The 15,576-nt window shown below is 68.3% G+C and carries 17 protein-coding genes and 1 pseudogene; 11 read left to right on the top strand and 7 right to left on the bottom strand.

The features are described 5' to 3' along the window. Positions 1 to 51: 51 nt before the first annotated feature. Both OG780_RS24575 and rsmI read right to left on the bottom strand, forming a co-directional pair. Positions 52 to 522, bottom strand: a complete 471-nt coding sequence (locus tag OG780_RS24575; RefSeq protein ID WP_328451570.1) for a hypothetical protein — start codon at positions 520 to 522, stop codon at positions 52 to 54. A gap of 228 nt (positions 523 to 750) precedes the next feature. Next, positions 751 to 1,608, bottom strand: coding sequence for a 16S rRNA (cytidine(1402)-2'-O)-methyltransferase (gene rsmI / locus OG780_RS24570; RefSeq protein ID WP_328451568.1), 858 nt, complete (start codon positions 1,606 to 1,608; stop codon positions 751 to 753). 95 nt (positions 1,609 to 1,703) lie between these two features. Between rsmI and OG780_RS24565 the strand changes: the two genes are divergently transcribed. The 8 genes from OG780_RS24565 (at position 1,704) to OG780_RS24535 (ending at position 10,213) form a co-directional block, all read left to right on the top strand. Next, positions 1,704 to 3,440: a dolichyl-phosphate-mannose--protein mannosyltransferase gene (locus tag OG780_RS24565; RefSeq protein ID WP_328451566.1), complete on the top strand. Its 1,737-nt coding sequence runs from the start codon at positions 1,704 to 1,706 to the stop codon at positions 3,438 to 3,440. Between the two features lie 51 nt (positions 3,441 to 3,491). Next, a complete protein-coding gene (locus OG780_RS44675) occupies positions 3,492 to 3,593 on the top strand; it encodes a DUF397 domain-containing protein (RefSeq protein ID WP_443062199.1) in 102 nt (33 codons plus the stop codon). A gap of 985 nt (positions 3,594 to 4,578) precedes the next feature. Next, positions 4,579 to 4,794, top strand: a complete 216-nt coding sequence (locus tag OG780_RS24560; protein ID WP_328451564.1) for a DUF6243 family protein — start codon at positions 4,579 to 4,581, stop codon at positions 4,792 to 4,794. 306 nt (positions 4,795 to 5,100) lie between these two features. After that, on the top strand, positions 5,101 to 6,729 hold the full coding sequence (locus OG780_RS24555) for a penicillin-binding transpeptidase domain-containing protein (protein WP_328451562.1): 1,629 nt from the start codon (positions 5,101 to 5,103) through the stop codon (positions 6,727 to 6,729). A gap of 114 nt (positions 6,730 to 6,843) precedes the next feature. Continuing rightward, positions 6,844 to 8,520 carry a penicillin-binding transpeptidase domain-containing protein gene (locus OG780_RS24550; RefSeq protein ID WP_328451560.1) on the top strand — a complete coding sequence of 559 codons (1,677 nt, stop codon included), beginning with the start codon at positions 6,844 to 6,846 and terminating at the stop codon, positions 8,518 to 8,520. Between the two features lie 145 nt (positions 8,521 to 8,665). Next, complete coding sequence (locus OG780_RS24545; RefSeq protein WP_328451558.1) at positions 8,666 to 8,956, top strand: hypothetical protein; 291 nt, start codon at positions 8,666 to 8,668, stop codon at positions 8,954 to 8,956. Between the two features lie 70 nt (positions 8,957 to 9,026). Continuing rightward, positions 9,027 to 9,557, top strand: a complete 531-nt coding sequence (locus tag OG780_RS24540; protein ID WP_328451556.1) for an aminoacyl-tRNA deacylase — start codon at positions 9,027 to 9,029, stop codon at positions 9,555 to 9,557. Positions 9,558 to 9,967: 410 nt separating this feature from the next. Continuing rightward, on the top strand, positions 9,968 to 10,213 hold the full coding sequence (locus OG780_RS24535; protein WP_328451554.1) for a hypothetical protein: 246 nt from the start codon (positions 9,968 to 9,970) through the stop codon (positions 10,211 to 10,213). Positions 10,214 to 10,294: 81 nt separating this feature from the next. Here the strand turns inward: OG780_RS24535 and OG780_RS24530 are convergent. Then, positions 10,295 to 10,433 (bottom strand): annotated as a pseudogene (locus OG780_RS24530) (IS5/IS1182 family transposase); the annotation flags it as partial. Positions 10,434 to 11,163: 730 nt separating this feature from the next. Further along, positions 11,164 to 11,718 carry a hypothetical protein gene (locus tag OG780_RS24525; protein WP_328451552.1) on the bottom strand — a complete coding sequence of 185 codons (555 nt, stop codon included), beginning with the start codon at positions 11,716 to 11,718 and terminating at the stop codon, positions 11,164 to 11,166. Between the two features lie 216 nt (positions 11,719 to 11,934). Here OG780_RS24525 and OG780_RS24520 point away from each other — a divergent pair, with 216 nt between their 5' ends. Beyond that, complete coding sequence (locus tag OG780_RS24520; RefSeq protein WP_328451550.1) at positions 11,935 to 12,273, top strand: hypothetical protein; 339 nt, start codon at positions 11,935 to 11,937, stop codon at positions 12,271 to 12,273. Positions 12,274 to 12,615: 342 nt separating this feature from the next. On the opposite strand, the gene OG780_RS24515 is transcribed toward OG780_RS24520, so the two are convergent. From OG780_RS24515 to OG780_RS24505, 3 genes are all read right to left on the bottom strand, one after another. Beyond that, entirely contained in the window at positions 12,616 to 12,900 is a 285-nt protein-coding gene (locus OG780_RS24515; protein ID WP_328451548.1) for a hypothetical protein, read from the bottom strand. Positions 12,901 to 13,117: 217 nt separating this feature from the next. Beyond that, entirely contained in the window at positions 13,118 to 13,399 is a 282-nt protein-coding gene (locus tag OG780_RS24510; protein WP_326787257.1) for a hypothetical protein, read from the bottom strand. 213 nt (positions 13,400 to 13,612) lie between these two features. Then, the gene (locus OG780_RS24505; RefSeq protein WP_328451546.1) at positions 13,613 to 14,086 is read right to left on the bottom strand and encodes a hypothetical protein; all 474 of its coding nucleotides are present in this window, start codon (positions 14,084 to 14,086) and stop codon (positions 13,613 to 13,615) included. Positions 14,087 to 14,549: 463 nt separating this feature from the next. Between OG780_RS24505 and OG780_RS24500 the strand changes: the two genes are divergently transcribed. Both OG780_RS24500 and OG780_RS24495 read left to right on the top strand, forming a co-directional pair. After that, a complete protein-coding gene (locus OG780_RS24500) occupies positions 14,550 to 15,125 on the top strand; it encodes a hypothetical protein (RefSeq protein ID WP_328451544.1) in 576 nt (191 codons plus the stop codon). A 73-nt stretch (positions 15,126 to 15,198) separates the two neighbouring features. After that, positions 15,199 to 15,483, top strand: a complete 285-nt coding sequence (locus OG780_RS24495; RefSeq protein ID WP_328451542.1) for a hypothetical protein — start codon at positions 15,199 to 15,201, stop codon at positions 15,481 to 15,483. The last annotated feature ends 93 nt before the right edge of the window (positions 15,484 to 15,576 follow it).

Here is a 15,576-nt window from a genome sequence, read left to right as displayed (position 1 = left end):
CCTCGCGGGGAGCCGGCGGGCGGTCCCGTGGGTGGGTCCCGCCCGGGGAGGTCAGCCCGCCCGGCGGTGCTGGAAGGGGTGCAGCAGGTCCGACAGATGCCAGTGGTGCGGCTCCTTCGGGGCGTCGGAGGCCCCGGCCTGCGTCTCCCCCTCCGGGCCGTCCTCGGGCCGGCGCGGTACCGGCCGGCGGTGGCGGTGCGTCATGGAGCGCATGGAGTCGTGGGCGGAGGACACCTGGCCGGCGCGCATGATCCGCACCACGTGGCTGTCGCAGTTCAGGCAGGTGGGCCGGCTGAGCGGCGACGGCACGACCTCGCCGTTCGCCACGTACACCACGAACTCGACGCCTTCCGCGTCACGGTGGTGCTCGATCTCGTACGACTGTTCCCAGCCGCGCCCGCAGCGCATGCAGGCGAAGGAATACGATTCGTGGACGACGGCCGTCGCCGTGCCGCGATGCCTGTTCTGTTCGGTGACCTGACCGGCGGCGGTGCTGCCGGTCCGTCCTGTGGTCTCACTCATGCCAGCTCCTCTTGTCCGCTGGACAAGCACCTCCGTCGGCGGATTTCCCCCTGGATTCCGTCGAGTCGCCGAAGGCGAGGGACGGGTGCGTCCCTTTGTCCAGTGGACGCTTCTCCCGGCGCGAATGCATCCGGCCTGTCGAGTGTTGGAGCCGATTTGGCCCTTCCTTGTCGGAAGGCTCCTGTCACCCGGCCTGATCTTTGCTTTTCACGATAGTCCTTTGCCCTTCTATGGGCCGGTTCGTTCGGCGTTCTTTGCCGCCACGACGGCATCGAAGACGTCCCGCTTGGGAATTCCCGCTTCGGCCGCTACGGCGGCGATGGCCTCCTTGCGCCGCTCCCCCGCCTCCTCGCGCACCCGCACCCTGCGCACCAGCTCGGCGGCGTCCAGTTCCTCGGCGCCCTTCTCGGGGGCGCCCTCCACGACGACGGTGATCTCGCCGCGGACGCCCTCGGCGGCCCAGGCGGCCAGCTCGCCGAGCGGGCCGCGCTTGACCTCCTCGTACGTCTTGGTCAGTTCGCGGCAGACGGCGGCGCGCCGCTGGGTGCCGAAGACCTCCGCCATGGCGGCGAGGGTGTCGTCGAGCCGGTGGGGCGCCTCGAAGTAGACGAGCGTGCGGCGTTCCTCGGCGACCTCCCGCAGCCGGGACAGGCGCTCGCCGGCCTTCCTGGGCAGGAAGCCCTCGAAGCAGAAGCGGTCGACGGGCAGGCCGGACAGCGCGAGCGCGGTGAGCACGGCGGAGGGGCCGGGGACGGCGGTGACCTTGATGTCCTTCTCGACCGCGGCCGCGACCAGCCGGTAGCCGGGATCCGACACGGAGGGCATCCCGGCGTCGGTCACGAGCAGGACCCGCGCCCCGCCGACGAGCGCCTCGACGAGTTCCGGGGTCCGGGCGGCCTCGTTCCCCTCGAAGTACGACACGATCCGCCCCGTCGGCTGGACACCGAGGGACTGGGTGAGGCGGCGCAGCCTGCGCGTGTCCTCGGCGGCGACGACATCGGCCCCGGTCAGTTCCGTGGCGAGCCGTGGCGGCGCGTCGGAGATGTCGCCGATGGGAGTGCCTGCCAACACAAGGATTCCTGTCACGGTCCCATCCTCGCAGGGGCGCGGCCCGACAAGCTCATCCGACCGGAAGGGCCCATGCACGGGACTCCCACAGACCTGTTCCCTACGATGGCGCGGTGACCAGTACCGCGTCCTCCACGGACACCCGGCAGGGCCAGGCCGAGATGCAGCGGCCGTCGTGGCAGCAGCGGCTGCGCCGATTCGGCTACACGGCGCCGCCCAGAAGTGATGTGCGCGACCGGCTCGTACCGCCGTACGCCAAGCCAGGCCCCGGAATCTGGGCCTCGCTCGGGCTGCGCCAGGAGGTCGCCGACCGTTTCAACCGCTGGTCGGGCTGGGTGGGCCCGCTCCTGGTGACCCTGCTCGCCGGGTTGCTGCGGTTCTGGAACCTGGGCAGCCCGAAGGCGGTGATATTCGACGAGACGTATTACGCCAAGGACGCCTGGGCGCTCTTCCACCGCGGCTACGAGGTCAACTGGGCGAAGAACGCCAACGACCTGATCCTCCAGCGCAACGGGCACGTCCAGGTCCCCAGCGACGCCGCCTATGTCGTGCACCCGCCGATCGGCAAGTACGTCATCGGGCTCGGCGAGTGGATGTTCGGCTTCAACCCCTTCGGCTGGCGCTTCATGACGGCGCTGCTCGGCACGCTGTCGGTGCTGCTGCTGTGCCGGATCGGGCGCCGGCTGTTCCGCTCGACGTTCCTCGGCTGCCTCGCGGGCACCCTGATGGCGGTGGACGGTCTGCACTTCGTGATGAGCCGCACCTCGCTGCTCGACGGGGTGCTGATGTTCTTCGTGCTGGCGGCCTTCGGCTGTCTGGTCGTGGACCGGGACAAGGCGCGGGCCAGGCTGGCGGCGGCGCTGCCCGCCGACGAGAACGGTTTCGTCCGCCCCGACGCGCACATCGCCGAGACGACCCGGCTGGGCCGGCGGCCCTGGCGCTGGGGGGCGGGCCTGATGCTGGGCCTGGCCATCGGCACCAAGTGGAACGGGCTGTACATCCTCGCCGCGTTCTGTGTGATGGCGGTCCTGTGGGACGTGGCCTCGCGCCGGGTCGCGGGCGCCCGCCACCCCTACGTGGCATCGCTCCGGCACGACACGGGCCTCGCGTTCCTGGCGACGGTCCCGGTCGCCCTGTCCGTGTACCTGGTCTCCTGGACCGGCTGGATCCTGTCGCCGGACAACGGCAAGGGCGGCTACTTCCGCAACTGGGCCGTGACGGACGGCAGGGGCGGCAACTGGACCTTCCTCCCGGACTGGCTGCGCAGCCTGTGGCACTACGAGCACGAGGTCTACAAGTTCCACGTCGGGCTGTCGTCGCCGCACACCTACCAGTCCAACCCGTGGAGCTGGCTCGTCCTCGGCCGCCCGGTCTCGTACTTCTACGAGTCCCCGCTGCCCGGCAAGGACGGCTGCCCCTCCGACGCCGGCGAGAAGTGCGCCCGTGAGGTGCTGGCGCTCGGCACGCCCCTGCTGTGGTGGGCCGCCTGCTTCGCGATCCTGTACGTGCTGTGGCGCTGGGCCTTCCGCCGCGACTGGCGGGCGGGCGCCATCGCCTGCGCCGTCGCGGCCGGCTACCTCCCCTGGTTCATGTACCAGGAGCGCACGATCTTCCTCTTCTACGCTGTCGTCTTCGTCCCGTTCCTCTGCCTCGCCGTGACGATGATGATCGGTGCGATCCTCGGCCCACCGGGCGCCGGAGAACGCCGCCGCGTCATCGGCGCGGCCGGAGCGGGCGTCCTGGTCCTCCTGATCCTCTGGAACTTCATCTACTTCTGGCCCCTGTACACGGGCACCGCCATCCCGATCGAACAGTGGCGGTCCCGGATGTGGCTGGATACGTGGGTCTAGCCGGGCGAACACACCAGGAGGGCGCGACCGACGGTCGCGCCCTCCTGGTCGTTGTTGGTTCGTGACTCGAAAATCCCGGCAGGCCAAAATCTACATTTCGGCACGCCAAGCTGGAGACGCTTCATCCATGGAGTTTCGATAGGCATGCTCTAGCCCTCTCCGTTCCCTCATTCACACGGTCTTGCCTTCACCTTCACCTTCACCGCTGGAGACAATCGGAGCCTGTCACTGCGCAGAGGGGAGCAGTCCATGACGTCTCGCAGGTTGCGGAAACAGTGGGTTCTCTGGACGACAGCCGGACTGGGACTTATCGCGCTCATCGCCGGCTTCCCGTTCATACTGAGCGCATCAGCCCCCTCCAGCATGGACTGGAACAGATTGAGCGAGGTCAGCCAGGCTTACGGGGCAGTAGCCGTATTGTTTTCTGCAGCAGCATTCCTCGGGGCGATAATTTCGATCCCATACCAGAGCAGGCCGCAATAGATTGCCCTGTCGGCTGGTAGCTGTGCGAGACCCGGACGCTGCGTCCGGGTCTCTTCTGGTTACGCGCCCAACACTCGCTCCGGCAACGCAGGAAGCACAGCCGCCCACTCGCCCAGCACCTGGCTCTGTACGGTGAAACGGGCCCCCTGCCAACAGCAGGAATCAGCACGCCATGCGTGGTCTTGGAGATCACCTCGGCATCGGGTGAGCGGATCGCGTTCCACCGCAAGCGACGCGGCTACACGCAAGAGGCCTTAAGCACGCGCGACAGGGGATCGATGACTGCGCCTGTTCATATGGTTCATGCTTGCCAGCCTGTACGAGGTGGAAGGACAGCTCCCCTCGGTTGTGCAATTGTTCGAGGGCGAGGGGGTCTTTGGCCGATTCGCCGGATCCCGGCTCACTCATTTCATCGAGCACGCCGATCCGGGCCGAGCAACTCTCGCATTCCTCGGGCAGAAGCCGACCACCTCGCCAGGCCCTGCGGGCGCTGTCGGCCACCAAGCGGATAGCCGACTCGTCAAGATCACGGCCCAGGCCGCCCGATCCGGCCCCGCCCGGGGACGACTACCCTGGTCAGGCCCGCGCTGACGTCCTTCGACCCGTCCCCACCGCTGAATCCGTAGATCACTTCACATCATTACCGGGAGAACCCGTGACCGTGAGCAAGAACATCAACAACCCCGTGGGCATGGGCGGCGGCAAGCGCAAGAAGCTGTCCCGCGCCGAACGGCAGAACAACGGTCCGCACCGCAACCTCGACCGCCAGGCTGCGGCCGACCAGAAGGCGGAGCTGGTGCGCAAGATGCGCGAGAAGGCGGGCGCGGCCGAGGGCTCCGGGCAGGCGGGCGACGACACCGCACAGAGCTGACGCACCGCCGCCGCAGGGCGGCACCGCACGGGTCAGGGCCCGGACCGCGACACGCGGTCCGGGCCCTGACCCGCTACCTGGGTCCAGCCGAACGGACACGCCGAGGGGCGTCCCGCCCGGTTGGCCGAAAAAGATCACACAGACGCATCCGTGAACAACATTCACGGATGCGTCTCCGTGGTTTGGGCAACAATTCGGCGAAGGTCTGCACCACGAGCCCCGTCCGCACCTACAGTGCGAAGTGAACCGGCTTTTCTGAACGCGTTCAGAAGTTCGGAGAAGGGTTCACGGGGAGGGATTCGCGCAATGCGCAAGGGGGCCAGGGCTGCCGTCATAGGCAGTGTGTTCGCGGTGATGGTGGGCGGCGCCGGGTACGGCGCCTACAACGTGGTGACCTCGATCAGCGGGGGCGGTGCGACGGGAGACGGCGGGCCCGCCGCGGTGAAGACCGGGCCACCGAGCGGCGCCGAGGTCAAGGAGGCCAGCCGCGCGTTCTTCGCGGCCTGGGAGAAGGGCGACGCGGCCGAGGCGGCCGCGGACACGAACTACGCGTCGAGCGCCGAGGGGCTGCTCGCCGGCTACCGCGACGACGCGCATCTGACCGACGTGAAGATCACGCCGGGCGCCGCGTCCGGGGCTCGGGTGCCGTTCTCCGTCAAGGCGACGGTGTCGTACGACGGGAAGAGCAAGCCGTTCGCGTACGACTCCGAACTGACCGTCGTCCGCGGCGAGACCACCGGGAAGGCCCTGGTCGACTGGAAGCCGTCCGTCGTCCACCCGGAGCTGAAGGACGGGGACACTCTGGTCACGGGCGAGTCGGCGAGCCCGGCGATCGAGGCCGTGGACCGGAACAACGTTGTCCTGACAAAGGAGAAGTACCCGTCCCTCGGGCCGATCCTGGACGCGCTCCGGGAGAAGTACGGCGACACGGCGGGCGGCAGCCCCGGTATCGAGCTGTCGATCCGGCACAGCGGTGAGAGCAGCGGCGACACGACCCTGGTCACTCTCGCCGAGGGACGGGCGGGCAAGGTCCGTACGACACTCAGCGCGAGCGCGCAGGCCGCCGCGGAGAAGGCCGTCACCCAGTTCGCCGAATCCTCCGTGGTGGCCGTCAAACCCAGCACCGGAGAGGTCCTCGCCGTGGCCAACCACCGCGCGGACGGCTTCAACGCGGCCTTCCTCGGCAAACTCGCGCCCGGCTCCACGATGAAGATCATCAGCGCGGCGACCCTCATCGACAACGGCATCACGACGGCCGACGGCCCCGCGCCCTGCCCGCCCGACGCGGCCTGGCAGAGCCAGACCTTCCACAACCTCAAGGGCATGCAGCCCAACGAGAAGGCCACGCTCTCCGAGAGCTTCGCGCGCTCGTGCAACACCGCTTTCGTGAAGTACGCGGACGCGGTGAAGGTCGACTCCCTCACCAACGAGGCCCAGCAGCGCTTCGGACTCGGTCAGAACAACTGGAAGACCGGCATCGATTCCTTCGACGGCTCCGTGCCCGCCTCCGGCGGCCCGGACACGGCGGCCAACATGATCGGTCAGGGTCAGGTCCAGATGAGCCCGCTGAACATGGCGTCGGTCACCGCCACCGCGATGACGGGCGTCTTCCGGCAGCCGGTCATCGTGCCGCGCTCCCTCGACGACCGTGAACTGGCCACCGCGAAGGGCCTGTCCAGCGCTACGGTCGCGCAGCTCCGCGCGATGATGAACCGCACGGCCGTCAGCGGCACCGCGGCCCCGGTGATGAGCGCACTCGGCGGCAGCATCGGAGCCAAGACCGGCTCCGCCGAGGTCGACGGCCAGGCCAAGTCCAACAGCTGGTTCACCGGATACCGCAACGACATGGCGGCCGCCGCCATGACGCAGGAGGGCGGTCACGGCGGTCAGGCGGCCGGCCCGATCGTCGCAGCTGTGCTACGAACGGGCGGCTGAAGTCGCTCCGCACAGGACGGGACCCTAGGGTGGTGCTTCTCGTTGAGGAGCGAGAGGCACGGGGGCATCACAGAGCATCACGGGGCACCAGGGGACGGCGGAGGAAACAGGGCTGTGGGCAAGAGAAGGCGCGTCGCCGAGCGACGGAAGACGAAGCAGCCCGCCGTACTCGGCGGGGTGATCGCCGTGGCCGTCGTCGGCGGGGCGCTGGGTGCCTACAGCCTCTACGGCAGCGGGGCGTCGGCCGACGAGGGGACCACGGCCACCACCCGCAAGGCCGTCAAGACGGGCCCGCTGTCGGCCGCCGAGGTCACCATGGCGTCCACCGCCTTCCTGAACGCCTGGCAGAGCGGCGATGTCACCGCGGCGGCCGCGGCGACCGACGACTCGGCCGCCGCCACGACCACGCTGACCGGCTTCGGCAAGGACGCCCACGTCAGCGACGTGACCCTGACCGGCGGCAAGCGCTCGGGCGCCGACGTCCCCTTCACCGTCAAGGCCAAGGTCACCTACAAGGGCATGACCAAGCCGCTGTCGTACTCCTCGAAACTGACGGTCGTGCGGGGGGCCAAGAACGGCGTGGCGTTGGTCGGCTGGAAGCCGTCCGTGGTCCACCCGGACCTCCAGGACGGCGACCGGCTGGTGACCGGTGAGGCCGGGACGCCGCCGGTCACCGCCATCGACCGGCACGGCGGTGAGCTGACCGCCGCCAAGTACCCCTCCCTCGGCACGGTCCTCGACGGGCTGCGCGAGAAGTACGGCAAGACGGCCGGCGGCAAGGCCGGCATCGAGCTGAGCGTGGTCCGCAAGGCCGCGGCCAAGGGCGCCCAGAAGACCCCCGACAAGACCCTGCTGACGCTCAGCGCGGGCACGCCGGGCAAGGTGCAGACGACGCTCAGCCCGACCCTCCAGGCGGAGGCCGAACGTCTGGTGGCCGCCAAGCCCAAGGCGTCGGTGGTGCTGATGCGGCCCTCGACCGGTGAGATCCTCGCCGTCGCGAACACCGGCCACGGCTTCAACACCGCCTTCCAGGGCTCCCTCGCGCCCGGCTCCACGATGAAGGTCATCACGGCGTCGATGCTCTTCGAGAAGGGGCTCGCCTCCCCCGACAAGCCGCACCCCTGCCCCAAGACGGTGACGTACGGCGGCTGGAAGTTCCACAACGACGACGACTTCGAGATCAAGAACGGCACGTTCAAGGCGAGCTTCGCGCGGTCCTGCAACACGGCCTTCATCTCCCAGGCCAAGAAGCTGAAGGACGACGACCTGACCAAGCAGGCCCAGCAGGTCTTCGGCCTGGGCCTGAACAACTGGGCCATCGGGGTGCCGTCGGCGGACGGCGCGGTGCCGGTGCAGAGCGCCGCGCAGATGGCCGCCGAGCTGATGGGCCAGGGCGGGGTCCGCATGAACCCGCTGAACATGGCGTCGGTCGCCTCCACGGTCCAGTCCGGCACCTTCCACCAGCCGTACCTGGTCGCCCCGTCGGTCGACCACCGCACGCTGGCCAAGGCGTCCCGCACGATGTCCGCGGCCACGCTCGCCCAACTGCGCGAGGTCATGCAGTACACGGCCGCCGCCGGCACCGCCGCCGAGGCCATGGCCGGACTCGGCCCCGACTACGGTGCCAAGACCGGCTCCGCCGAGGTCGACAACCAGAAGCAGCCCAACGGCTGGTTCACCGCGTGGAAGGGCGACCTGGCGGGAGCCGGCGTCGTCCAGCAGGGCGGCCACGGCGGCAGCACGGCGGGCCCGATCGTGGCAGCCCTCCTGAAGGCCGGTTCCGGCGGCTGACATCCGCACTCCGGCTCCGAGAAGCGCTCCCGGCCCCGCGGATCCGTCCGGGGCGGGGGCCGCGCCGTCCGGGGATGCAACTGCCCAGGAGCAGACGGGATTCGGGGTGCGCGGCGATGTCAGTAGGGCCTTCTACCCTCCGCGCATGACGTTCTCGCTTCCCGAAGACCTGCCGTCCGGCCGCGGCGTGCCCGTCGGCTCACCGGTCATGTGGTACGCCGACAAGATGCCGTACGCCCCGCTGCTGGACGTGTGGACCCGCGCCCAGCGGCAGCAGGACACCACCGGCCTGCGGCCGATCCTCTGCTACGCGGACGACGACCGCCCGCGCTCCCTCGACCTCGCCGAGATAGCCGCCGTCGACCCTCCGACACCGTTCCCCGAGTACGCGGCGTCCCTCGTCGACGCCCCGCTGTGGAGATTCTGGTGGGACTGAGGCCGCAGGCCCGGCGGCCTGTCGGGGACCCGGTCGCGTGCGCCGTACACCGGCCACTAGCGTGCGGTGCATGAACGTCACCGATGAGAACGCCGGCGAGGGCCAGTCCTCCGTCGAGAACGACACCGACCCCCGTTTCGCCGAGGCCCTGCGGGAGCTGGGCCTCGGCGAGGTGATCGCACGCGTCCGGCGCTTCCCCGCCACGGCCCGCACCACCGCCGAGGCCGCCGCGGCGATCGGCTGCGATCCCAGCCAGATCTGCAAGTCGCTGTTCTTCGCTGCGGACGGGGCTCCGGTGCTGGTGCTGCTGGACGGCTCGGCGCACGTCGGCATGGAGCTCGTGCGGCGGCAACTGGGCGCCGAGAAGATCACCCGGGCGGGGGCACATCTCGTACGGGAGTCGACCGGGTACGGGACCGGCGCGGTGCCGCCCTTCGGACACCGTACGAGGATCCGTGTGCTGGTGGACCGTTCGGTGCTCGGCCACGACACGGTGTGGACCTCGGCGGGCACGCCGTTCACCGTGTTCCCCATGGACCCGCGGAGCCTGATCACGCACGCGGGCGCCACGTTGGTGGACGTGCGCGAGCCGATGGCGTGACGCCGCTCGTCGCCGCGGCCATCACCTTCGACGGCCGCCTCTCAGCGGCCCGTCGGTAGCCCCAACTACCCTCAGTTGCATGGCTCGTTCGACGGCCCCCGCCTCGGCATCACTCGGACGCCGAAGATCAGAAGAACGAGTCGAACAGCCTGCGAGCCTAACTCTCGCACCAGGTCATCGGGTTGATGCGACGGTGCGCCGTACCGGGTCCTCGTCCGCGGTGCGTCCATACCGTATGCCGAACAGCAAAGCCTCTTTCTGTGGCGCCAGTTGGCGTCAACTTCGGGCCCGGCTCCTCCACCGAACACGATGACCTCCGCGCTCCGACCACCTGACGCTACTGCTAGTGTTCATCCAGTCACGCTAGGCAACTAGCTATCACGTGTAAGCAATGGAGAACCGAGGGTTCCATGCGTAAGTTTCAGCAGGTCGTGATCGCAGCAGCAGTGGCGGCCGGTGGCCTGTCCGCCATCGGCGCCGGAACGGCTGTCGCCGACACCCATGGCAACGGACCGCGGGCGGTGGACCTTTACCGCCCCTACCAGGAGTGCAGCCCGCAGACGGTGTCGGAGAACGACATCCCGATCGGAGTGCTCGGCTTGGGCCAGACCCGGGACACCGCCTGCGGCCAGCACAACCGCGCCTTCACCGGCTGAGGTCAGCATCGCGACGGCCGGCACGGGATCCCTTCGGGTTAACCCGAAGGGATCGAATGCCGGCGGCCGGCCGCCTTGATCTCAGTGCGCGCCGGCCAGATGGAGGGCGAGGACCGCTCGGACGAGACCGGTGACCCCGGTCGTCGAGCAGCGGAGCCTGCGGAGAGGCGAGCCAGGGCTTGAGGGTGGCGACGGCCGCTTCGGCCAGTGCCCGGACCTCGCGCGGGAACGGTTGACGGCGTCGGCCAGGTCCGGTGAAGCCCAGAGGGACGGCCTTTCGGGCCACGCCCTGCACGTTCCCCCAACCAGCGGCCCCATCCGCCTGTCAGGCCAACTGTCCAGCCGACGCGGAAAGTTGGAAAAGGTTCGGCGCCGCAGACCGCACCTGCGGCGCGACCGATCCCGAGGGAGCGGCGCCCGGGCGCCCGTACTAAGGACACGCATCAAATGTTCAGCAGGAAGAAGATCGCGGCCCTCTCGGGGCTCATCGGCGGGCTCGCCGTGACGTCCATGGGCATGACGTATGCACACGCCGCGGGAGACCCGGCATCTTGCACTCGGAACCCCCAGGGGGACGTCATCTGCGTGCAGCACATCGAAGGCGGGACCGCCGGGCGCGACGCCATTCCTCATCAGGAGACCTGCATGCCGGTGCAGTCCGTAACGCTGCCCTCCCCCACGGGCAACGGCACGACACAACTCGGCCCTCGGGTGACCTGTTCGCCTGCCACGTCTGGAGCACCTCGATCGATCGAAGGAAAGCGGGAACTGCCCGGCCTCCTTCCCTGAGGAATGCGACGGCTGAACCCCGCCCTATGGCGTAATTGGCGCTTTACCCCATACGAGGCTCCGGCGCGACATGGGACGCAAATCCTCGATTGATTACACCTAGCGTGCAAACGTTTACGTTAAGTGGTCATTCCGGGCGGTATGCCCGGATCAGGAAAGGGTCATCTATGCGTAAGTTCCAGCGCGCCATGGTCGTAGCGGCGGCCGTAGCGGGGCTGTCCGCCCTCGGCGCCGGCATCAGCTTCGCCGACGGTAACGGCAGCGCACCCGTGCCGGTCACCGCCGTCGCCAACACGTCTGCCAACGCCGTGGCCGTCGGGGGTGGCTACTACCTCCTGCCGCAGGAGCAGGTCCAGCCGCAGGAGCAGAAGCTGGCGCAGGAGCAGGCCCAGCCCCAGGTTCAGCCACTGGCCCAGCCGCAGGAGCAGGTCCAGCCGCAGGTCCAGGCGCAGGAGCAGGCCCAGCCGCAGGTCCAGGAGCAGGTCCAGCCGCAGGCCCAGCCGCAGGTCCAGGAGCAGGCCCAGCCGCAGGAGCAGGGTCAGCCGCAGGAGCAGGCCCAGCCCCAGGAGCAGGGTCAGCCCCAGGAGCAGGGTCAGCCCCAGGAGCAGGGTCAGCCCCAGGAGCAGGCCCAGCCGCAGGCACAGGAGCAGGTCCAGGAGCAGGCTCAGCCGCAGGAGCAGGAGCAGGGTGACAACGGCTAAGTGCCAGAGCTCCACGTAAAGGCCCGCCGCGGCCTCACTCAGCGTCGGGGATACGGACCGAGCGGTGCGCCGAGTGACATCCCGTGGTGCATGTAGCCCGGACGCCGAGTTCGCGTCCGGGCTACAACCATCCTGCCGGCGGACAAGGATTCAACTGCCCGACTTTCTCGGCGCGGATAACACCGGTCAATAAAGAATTATCCGATTCTTCACCACAAAGGAATTCAACGCATGCTCTTTTCACAGAAGACTGCGGCCGTCGCAGCGTTCGCCGGAAGCCTCGCCGCCATCTGCCTCGGCGCTACAGCGCATGCCGCGGGAAACGCAGGCAACTGCCCCACCGAGCAGAAGGACGTCGTGTGCGTTCAGAAAAATAAGACGTACACCGACAAGGACGGCACGCACGTCATCGAGCAGGACCAGCAGTGCTCGACGACAGACCGGCCGCACGTGGTCACCCAGCAGGACCAACTCCTGGGAAGCGCCCCTGCCAAAGTGGGGCCGGTTGTGGAGTGCTCCAACACGGCCAAGCTGCCCAAGGGGTTCAAGAAGCCACACATCGGCGTCTGAGCGCTCACGGAAAATGCTGGTCCGGGGAAGGGTTCCCGGACCAGCATTTCGTTTTCGAAGAGGCTGGTGTTCGGCGATCGCGTCCCTCGGGACGCCGTGGCGCAACAGCCTCACAACTACGGCCTTCGCGTTGATCCCTTGCTTCCGTGACGGAGCACAGGATCAGGCGAAGGCCGCTGCCGTGTTCGGAACTCAGGCAAACCCATCGGCATGTTCGGGGCCGTTTCGACGGCAGGCCCGAAACCCCGAGCTCAGGGCCTGCAGACAGCCGAACCGTGGGTTTGAGACTTGACCTTGCAGGTCCATGAGTCACTCACCCGCATGGTGTTCAACTGTGAGCTCTTAGCCGCCGAACGTGTTGCTGCAGCCCGCGGTTGAGCCCAGCGACGTCTTCTGGGCCCCCGGGTTGCCCTCTCCGCCCAGCAGGTTGCCGCCCAGCCCGTTGCCGATGCCGACCTGACCGAGGACATCGAGGTTCAGGTCGTGCGACTGACAGGTGCTGTGCTGCGAGACCTTGAGGCTGTCGCCCCTGTCCCAGCCCTGATCCGCGTGGGCGACGCTGGCGCCCAGAAGCCCGACGTTTCCGAGGACGGCCATCAGGACAGCGGCCGTACGGAGCTTGCGCATGTCATCTCCAGAAGAAGTGAGGTGAATGCGATCTGCGAGGGATCGCCTCTATGTGACGCGAAGAATTCAAGGGCGCCAGAACGGAGTGCCCGGAAGGGGCCGGCGCAACGCTGCGCCACCTCGGAAGTGTTTTGGCGCACGTGAAAGTCCCGGCACTTTGCCTGAGGCCCAGTGCCGGGACCGTTCATGGTTTGGCGTCTTTACGCCTGAGGGGACTTCAGAAGGCGCTGTTGTTGCAGCCCATGGTGGAGCCGAGCGAGGTGGACTGGGCGCCCGGGTTGCCTTCGCCGTTGAGGGCGTTGCCCAGCAGGCCGTTCAGCACGCCGACCTGGCCGAGGACGTCGAGGTTCAGGTCGTGCGACTTACAGTTGGAGCTCTGCGTGACGCTGAACTGGTCGCCGCCGCCCTCACCGTGACCGCCGGCGTAGGCCGTACCGCCTACGAGTCCGATGCTGCCGATGGCAGCGACCAGGACGGCAACGTTGCGAAGCTTGCGCATTTCATCTCCGTGTGGGGGTGAGTTTTGCGATCTGTGGGTAGATCGCGGTTACAGGGCAGAACATTAGCGACAAATGCCTTGAACTGGACAACGACACGCGGGCTTTATGTCGCCAAGGCTTTATTTCGCCGAGAAATCACCGAAAGTCATATCGCAGGCCGAACCGAGCCGGATCCGTCCGCCGCCCGTGCCCGGCATCGACGTGGTCGTCCGTCAGTGCTGCTGCACGTTGGCGAAAGAATTCGTCTGGCTGTTGGCCTGGGTGCACTCGACGCCCCGGGTCTGGGACGAGGCGAGCAGGGCGATCGGGACGTTCGCGTCGAGCAGGGTCTGCGGGCTGCACTCCTGGTACGGACGGAACAGGTTGGCCTGCCCCGCCGAAGCGCCCTGCTGCTGCCGCGGCGCTTCAGGAGAGATCCGCGGACTGAGCTGCGGGTTCAGCTGCGGGCTGACCTGCGGGGCAACCTGAGTGCCACGCGACGGTGCCAGCTGTTGCGGAGCCGGCGAGCCATAGGTCTGCGCGGTCGCCTGAGCGGAGGACGCCGAGGCTGCCTGGGCGTCGGGCTGCGAAACCGGGTGCGGTGCAACGCCGTTGGGTGCAGACGGGGTGACGGCGAAGCTTGAGCCGGCGCCGACGCCGGCCAGGCCGCCGGCTGTTGCGGCGACGAGCGCGATCTTGTGAAGCATACGCATGAGTTTCCTCGGCTCTTCAATTGACCTGTGCACGGAAGCTGATGTGCCGATGCGGCAGCGCAGTCTTCGCTGTCCTCGCTGCTCCATTCGGCCGCGATGGGCCATCCCTATCGCCCCGTGGGGAACGAAAAAAACACGGGCTCGAAACGGGTGCGGGGGTGTGGTCACCCATTCGGTGCGGCGTGCGAGCCGTGACGGCCGTGTCGGCAGACGGCAAATGGGTGACGGCCCGTCGAGTGCCGTGACCACGGCGCCGAGATCTCGTTCCTCGGAAGAGAGGGCAGCGACCGTAGACCATTGACAGGTAGAGGATCCGCTGCCAGCTCCGATACGAAGTCCGCGTGCTCCTCGAGACAACCGTAGCCTCCGGCGCGATGCGAGTGACGCACCAACTGCACGCGTGACCGCATTGAATGCAATGGACTCACATCTCAGGTAACGAAGGGCCGAGGGTTTCATGCGGAAGCTTCACAAGGCCGCGCTCGTCGTCGCGGCGGCCAGCGGTTTGGCCGGCATCGGCGCCAGCGGCAGCTATGCCGACTCACCGGAGGGGCGCCTCAGTACCACCCCGGCATCGGTTCCGGATCAGCCGGCCGCTCCGGCCGCGGCCCCCCAACCAGCCCCACAGGCCGCCCCGTCAGGATCACAGCAGACCGGATACGCCTCGGCCTCGGCCTCATCACAGGGAACAGCCCAGGCCTCCAGCACGTCGAACCCGCAACAGGCCGCTCCCGCACGGTTCGCGCAGGCCGCACCCGCACAGCCGGCGCAGGCCGCACCGTCACAGGTCGTGCCGCAGGTCATGCCGCAGGTCATGCCGCAAGTGGCCCCGCAGGTAGCGGTACCCCAGGTACTCGACTCAGAGGCCCCGATGATGGTCGCCCCCCAGGTGAACCCGCAGCTGAACCCTCAGGTGAACCCGCTCGTCGACTCGACGATCACGCCCACGAACGCACCGGAACTGGCTCCGGTCGCCCTCGGGCAGATCGCGGCCCCTCCCGTCGGGCAACTGGGACTTCCCCGACTCGGCTGACAGCCCGCCCCCTGCACATCCGCAGTCCTGACTCGACAGGTCAGGTCACCGCACTTCCTCCAAGGAGCTTCACATGCGCAAGTTGCACAAGGTAGTTCTTCTGAGCGTCCTCCTCGGCAGTGTCGGCTCCTTTGGTGCCAACACCGCTTTCGCGTACGGCGACGAGGGCCACGACACCGACAGCATCGACATCACGCAGGGCGTCGAGTGCCGTTCGCACGACATGAACATCGAGGTGCTCGGCAGCGTCGGCGCCCTCACCGGCGTGGCCGGCAACCTGCTGAACGGAGAAGGGGCCGCGGGCGCGCAGAAGAGCCATCTCGGTTCCGAAATGGGCTGCAACAGCCGGGCGCTCTGACCGGCCTCCCACTTACCTGCCTGCCTTGTCGATCTGGCCGGCACCATCCCTGCATCGGGATACACGGAGGCGGCGTGGACGCATGAAGCGTTC

This window comes from Streptomyces sp. NBC_00386, from assembly GCF_036063235.1.
Classification (GTDB): Bacteria; Actinomycetota; Actinomycetes; order Streptomycetales; family Streptomycetaceae; genus Streptomyces.
The sequence above is the reverse complement of the archived record's forward strand: the minus strand, read 5'-3'. Positions and strand labels throughout refer to the sequence as shown.

What these genes read in the sequence shown, in the direction of transcription:
- OG780_RS24575 (WP_328451570.1), bottom strand. Translation starts at nt 522, where the DNA reads ATGAGTGAGACCACAGGACGGACCGGCAGCACCGCCGCCGGTCAGGTC.
- OG780_RS24555 (WP_328451562.1), top strand. Translation starts at nt 5,101, where the DNA reads ATGCGCAAGGGGGCCAGGGCTGCCGTCATAGGCAGTGTGTTCGCGGTG.
- OG780_RS24545 (WP_328451558.1), top strand. Translation starts at nt 8,666, where the DNA reads ATGACGTTCTCGCTTCCCGAAGACCTGCCGTCCGGCCGCGGCGTGCCC.
- OG780_RS24540 (WP_328451556.1), top strand. Translation starts at nt 9,027, where the DNA reads ATGAACGTCACCGATGAGAACGCCGGCGAGGGCCAGTCCTCCGTCGAG.
- OG780_RS24535 (WP_328451554.1), top strand. Translation starts at nt 9,968, where the DNA reads ATGCGTAAGTTTCAGCAGGTCGTGATCGCAGCAGCAGTGGCGGCCGGT.
- OG780_RS24520 (WP_328451550.1), top strand. Translation starts at nt 11,935, where the DNA reads ATGCTCTTTTCACAGAAGACTGCGGCCGTCGCAGCGTTCGCCGGAAGC.
- OG780_RS24515 (WP_328451548.1), bottom strand. Translation starts at nt 12,900, where the DNA reads ATGCGCAAGCTCCGTACGGCCGCTGTCCTGATGGCCGTCCTCGGAAAC.
- OG780_RS24510 (WP_326787257.1), bottom strand. Translation starts at nt 13,399, where the DNA reads ATGCGCAAGCTTCGCAACGTTGCCGTCCTGGTCGCTGCCATCGGCAGC.
- OG780_RS24505 (WP_328451546.1), bottom strand. Translation starts at nt 14,086, where the DNA reads ATGCTTCACAAGATCGCGCTCGTCGCCGCAACAGCCGGCGGCCTGGCC.
- OG780_RS24500 (WP_328451544.1), top strand. Translation starts at nt 14,550, where the DNA reads ATGCGGAAGCTTCACAAGGCCGCGCTCGTCGTCGCGGCGGCCAGCGGT.
- OG780_RS24495 (WP_328451542.1), top strand. Translation starts at nt 15,199, where the DNA reads ATGCGCAAGTTGCACAAGGTAGTTCTTCTGAGCGTCCTCCTCGGCAGT.